General features: G+C 68.7%; 6 protein-coding genes. 3 read left to right on the top strand and 3 right to left on the bottom strand.

Annotated features, from left to right (window positions below; genetic code table 11):
* From KBI44_21575 to KBI44_21565, 3 genes are all read right to left on the bottom strand, one after another.
* The coding region (locus tag KBI44_21575) for a deoxynucleoside kinase (GenBank protein MBP9147077.1) at positions 1–158 on the bottom strand (158 nt) is incomplete at its 3' end.
* Between the two features lie 87 nt (positions 159–245).
* The gene (gene hypB / locus KBI44_21570; protein ID MBP9147076.1) at positions 246–1007 is read right to left on the bottom strand and encodes a hydrogenase nickel incorporation protein HypB; all 762 of its coding nucleotides are present in this window, start codon (positions 1005–1007) and stop codon (positions 246–248) included.
* Positions 1008–1009: 2 nt separating this feature from the next.
* Positions 1010–1351 carry a hydrogenase maturation nickel metallochaperone HypA gene (locus tag KBI44_21565; protein ID MBP9147075.1) on the bottom strand — a complete coding sequence of 114 codons (342 nt, stop codon included), beginning with the start codon at positions 1349–1351 and terminating at the stop codon, positions 1010–1012.
* 200 nt (positions 1352–1551) lie between these two features.
* Between KBI44_21565 and KBI44_21560 the strand changes: the two genes are divergently transcribed.
* From KBI44_21560 to KBI44_21550, 3 genes are all read left to right on the top strand, one after another.
* Entirely contained in the window at positions 1552–2670 is a 1119-nt protein-coding gene (locus KBI44_21560) for a hydrogenase small subunit (protein MBP9147074.1), read from the top strand.
* 13 nt (positions 2671–2683) lie between these two features.
* A complete protein-coding gene (hybA, locus tag KBI44_21555; protein ID MBP9147073.1) occupies positions 2684–3625 on the top strand; it encodes a hydrogenase 2 operon protein HybA in 942 nt (313 codons plus the stop codon).
* Positions 3622–3839, top strand: a 218-nt coding sequence (locus tag KBI44_21550) for a Ni/Fe-hydrogenase cytochrome b subunit (GenBank protein MBP9147072.1), incomplete at its 3' end; no start/stop codon positions are given. The genes hybA and KBI44_21550, both read left to right, overlap by 4 nt.

The following is a 3839-nucleotide window of genomic DNA, read 5'->3' as shown; positions in this document are numbered from 1 at the left end:
CGATCGCGATAGAAGTCGGGCAGGAACGGGTTCTCGACGTCCTCGAGAACCTTGACGGCCTCGAAACGGCGGACCAGCTTGTCGACCAATACGGTCTTGCCGACCCCGATGGGGCCGTCGACCGCGAGGTAGCGGAACGGGAGGGTTTCAGCCGCCAATCGTCTCTTTTCCGGTGCAGATTTTCCGCCGCGAGGCTAACACACCGGTAACGCGTCGCGCGCGCCTGCGGAGCGCGAAGGCGGTGCTCAGTGGGCGTGCGTGTGGGCGTGCGGCCCGGCGTGGTGGGCGTGGGCACCCGCCACCAGCTGCGCGCGTTGCGTTTCGAGCCAGGCGATCCACTCCGGCAAGCCTTCGCCGGTGAGCGCCGAAACCCGGATCACCTTGAGCCGCGGCATCGTCCGGGCGAGGGCGTCTTCGAGCACGTCCATGCGAAAGCCGAGCAGATGCGGCAGGAGGTCGACCTTGGTCAGCAGCACCAGATCGGCGCCGTGGAACATCGTCGGGTACTTGAGCGGCTTGTCCTCGCCCTCGGTCACCGACAGCGCCACGACCGCCGCCGCCTCCCCCAGGTCGTAGATCGCCGGGCAGACGAGGTTGCCGACGTTCTCGATCACCAGCGTGTCGGCGTCGCCGAGGTCGAGGTGGTGAAGGGCCTGATGGACGAGTTTGGCGTCGAGATGGCAGGCCGAGCCGGTGGTGATGGTGGCGGCGGGAATGCCAGCCGCGCGCAGGCGGGCGCCGTCGTGGTCGGTCGCGAGGTCGCCCGAGAGCGCCGCAAGGTGGTGTGACGAGCCGCCCCCTGGTGCCGCGGCCAGCGCCCGCGCGGTCGCTTCGAGGAGCGCCGTCTTGCCGGAGCCCGGCGAGCCCATCAGGTTGAGCGCCAGCATGCCGCGGGCAGCGAAGTGCTCGCGATTGTGCGCCGCCTGGGAGGCGTTCCCGGCCAGGAGACTCTCGTGAATCTCTACGGATACCTTGTCGGTGTCGCCACAGCCGCAGTCGTCGCACATGGTCAGGGAACCTCCATCTCGATCCGTTCGAGCACGATCTCGTCGCCGGCGGCGAGCCGCACCGGGCCGCCGCAGGCGGGACACCTGAGGACGCCGCCACGCGGCGCTTCGACTCTACAGCCGGTGCATTCCCAGCGCGCCTCGACCCGGACGAGCTCGAGCCCGGCGGTGGCGCAGCAGGTGCCGGCCTTCGCGAGCTCGAAGGCGGAGGCCAGGAGCTCCATCTCGACGCCCGCGACCTCGCCGATCTGCACCTTCAGGGCGGCGACCGAGGTCGCCCCGTGCTCCCGCACCGAGACGTCGACGCGGTCGAGCAGGGCACGGATCAGAGAGTACTCGTGCATGGTGAAGCTGACGCTAAGCGAGGGCGGCCCGGAACCGCCTACCCGCCCGGAGGGGTCGTCGCCCACCCGCCGGCCGCCCGATCGCGAACGAGCACCCACCCTCGTGGGGGTTCTGCGTCATACCCATAGCCGATAGAAAGCGGAACGATCCCCCGCTCCGGCTCCCAACCCGTCGGCGCGAACCTGCCAGGGAGGCGAAAATGCTGTCCGAAACCCCCTCGTCCCATGCGTCGTTGGGCCTGCTCGATCGCGAACTGCGCCGGCGGGATTTCCTCAAGTTCTGCACGCTCGCGGCGGCGGCGGTCGGCCTGCCGCTCAGTGTGGCGGAGCAGTTCGCCGAGGCAGCGGTCCTGGGCAAGAAGCCTTCGGTGATCTGGCTGCACTTCCAGGAGTGCACCGGCTGCACGGAGTCCCTGCTGCGCACGACGGCGCCGGCACTCGACGAGCTCATCCTCGACCTGATCTCGCTCGACTACCACGAGACCCTCCTGGTGCCCTCCGGCAAGCTCGCCGAGGAGTGCCGCCACGCCGCGATGGAGGCCAACGCCGGCAAGTACGTGCTGATCGTCGAAGGGGCGATCCCGACCAAGGACGGCGGCATCTACTGCAAGATCGGCGGCCAGACGGCGATCGAGATGCTGAACGAGACCGCGGAGAAAGCCGGGGCGATCATCGCGATCGGTTCCTGCGCCTCCTGGGGCGGCATTCCCTCCGCCGACCCGAATCCGACCGGCGCCGTGGGCGCGCACGAGATCCTCAAGGGCAAGACCGTGGTTTCGATCCCGGGCTGCCCGGCCAACCCCTACAACCTCCTCGGCACCGTGCTGCAGTACGCCACCCTCGGCACGCTGCCGGCCCTCGACGAGCTCAACCGGCCGAAGTTCGCCTACGGCCAGACCATCCACGAGCACTGCCCGCGCCGGGCTCATTTCGACGCCGGCCGTTTCGCCCTCGAGTACGGCGACGCCGGGCACCGCGAGGGCTGGTGCCTCTACCGCCTCGGCTGCAAGGGACCGGCGACGCACGCCAACTGCTCGGTCAATCACTTCAACGAGGTCGTCGGAGCCTGGCCGATCGGACTGGGGCACCCCTGCTTCGGCTGCACCGAACAGGCGCTTGCTTTCCGCGTGCCGCTGCACGACACGGTGCCGATCGACCGGCCGACGCCGCCGGACACCTATCCGCCGATCCATGCGCCGCAGGGCGGCGTGAGCCCGATAGCGACCGGTGTCGCGGGTTTGGTGGGTGGCGCAGTGGTCGGCGCCGCCTGGATGGCCGCCAAGAAGCTCGGCGACGACGAACCGAAGCCGAAGAACTGACAGGAGGCCGACCATGGCGCCTACCACCGATCGTCGCAGTCTCCTGAAGGTCCTCGCTGCCGGCTCCGCCGCTGCCGCTACCTGCGGTGCTCCGGCCCAAGCCGCGCAGAAGATCGAGCCGCTGCCCGAAGCGATGGGCATGCTGTACGACACCACCGTCTGCATCGGCTGCAAAGCTTGTGTCGTCGCCTGCCGCGAAGCGAACAACCTCGAGCCCGACACCGGCGCCGAGGGCCTCTGGCAGATGCCGCAGGACCTGAACGGCAAGACCAAGAACGTCATCAAGCTCTACCAGGAAGGCGACCGCGTCTCCTACATGAAGGCGCAGTGCATGCACTGCGTCGATCCGGCCTGCGCCGCCGCCTGCATGCTGCACGCCTTTCACAAGAACGAGGTCACCGGGGTCGTCGAATGGGACCCGTTCTACTGCGTCGGCTGCCGCTACTGCCAGATGGCCTGCCCGTTCAACGTGCCGAAGTTCGAGTTCGACAAGGCGCTGCCCAATGTCGTCAAGTGCGAGCTCTGCCGCCACCGCATCGAAGGGGCGGCGCTCACCGACCAGGACGGCTACAGCCGCTATCCCCAGGGCCACGGCCCGGCCTGCTGCGAAGTCTGCCCGCGTGAAGCGGTGATCTACGGCAAGCGCACGGAGCTCTTGCAGGAGGCCAAGCGCCGCATCGAAGCCGAGCCGGGCAAGTACTTCGAGGACCGCGTCTACGGCGAGTTCGAAGGCGGTGGCACGCAGGTTCTCTACCTGTCGCACGTGCCGTTCGAGAAGCTCGGACTGCCTGCGCTCGGCACGGAGGGCGTGCCACGGACGGCCTATTCGATCCAGGAGGGCCTCTACAAGGGCTTCATCGCGCCGGTCGCGGCCTACGCCGTGCTCGCCGGCGTGATGTTCCGCAATCGCCGCGCCAACCAGGATGACTCGGGCAACGAGGGAGGCCAACTGTGAACGCCCACGCTGCGGTCCACGAGCCGGTCCACTCGCCGGTCCCCGGCCCGCTCTTCACCCGTCAGTTCCGCTGGCTCCTGCTCGTCGCCGGCATCGGCGCCGCGGTGGCGATCTGGCGGTTTCTCTTCGGCATCGGCGCAGTGACCAATCTCTCCAACGGTTATCCGTGGGGCGTTTGGATCGCCTTCGACGTGGTCGTCGGCACGGCCCTCGG

The sequence above is a fragment of the Thermoanaerobaculia bacterium genome, assembly GCA_018057705.1.
Lineage (GTDB): Bacteria > Acidobacteriota > Thermoanaerobaculia > Multivoradales > JAGPDF01 > JAGPDF01.
Note: the sequence above shows the minus strand (reverse complement) of the source record. Positions and strands in the feature narration are given on the sequence as shown.

Coding starts and splice junctions, on each gene's coding strand:
- KBI44_21560 (MBP9147074.1), top strand. CDS start 1,552: ATGCTGTCCGAAACCCCCTCGTCCCATGCGTCGTTGGGCCTGCTCGAT.
- hypB (MBP9147076.1), bottom strand. CDS start 1,007: ATGTGCGACGACTGCGGCTGTGGCGACACCGACAAGGTATCCGTAGAG.
- hybA (MBP9147073.1), top strand. CDS start 2,684: ATGGCGCCTACCACCGATCGTCGCAGTCTCCTGAAGGTCCTCGCTGCC.
- KBI44_21565 (MBP9147075.1), bottom strand. CDS start 1,351: ATGCACGAGTACTCTCTGATCCGTGCCCTGCTCGACCGCGTCGACGTC.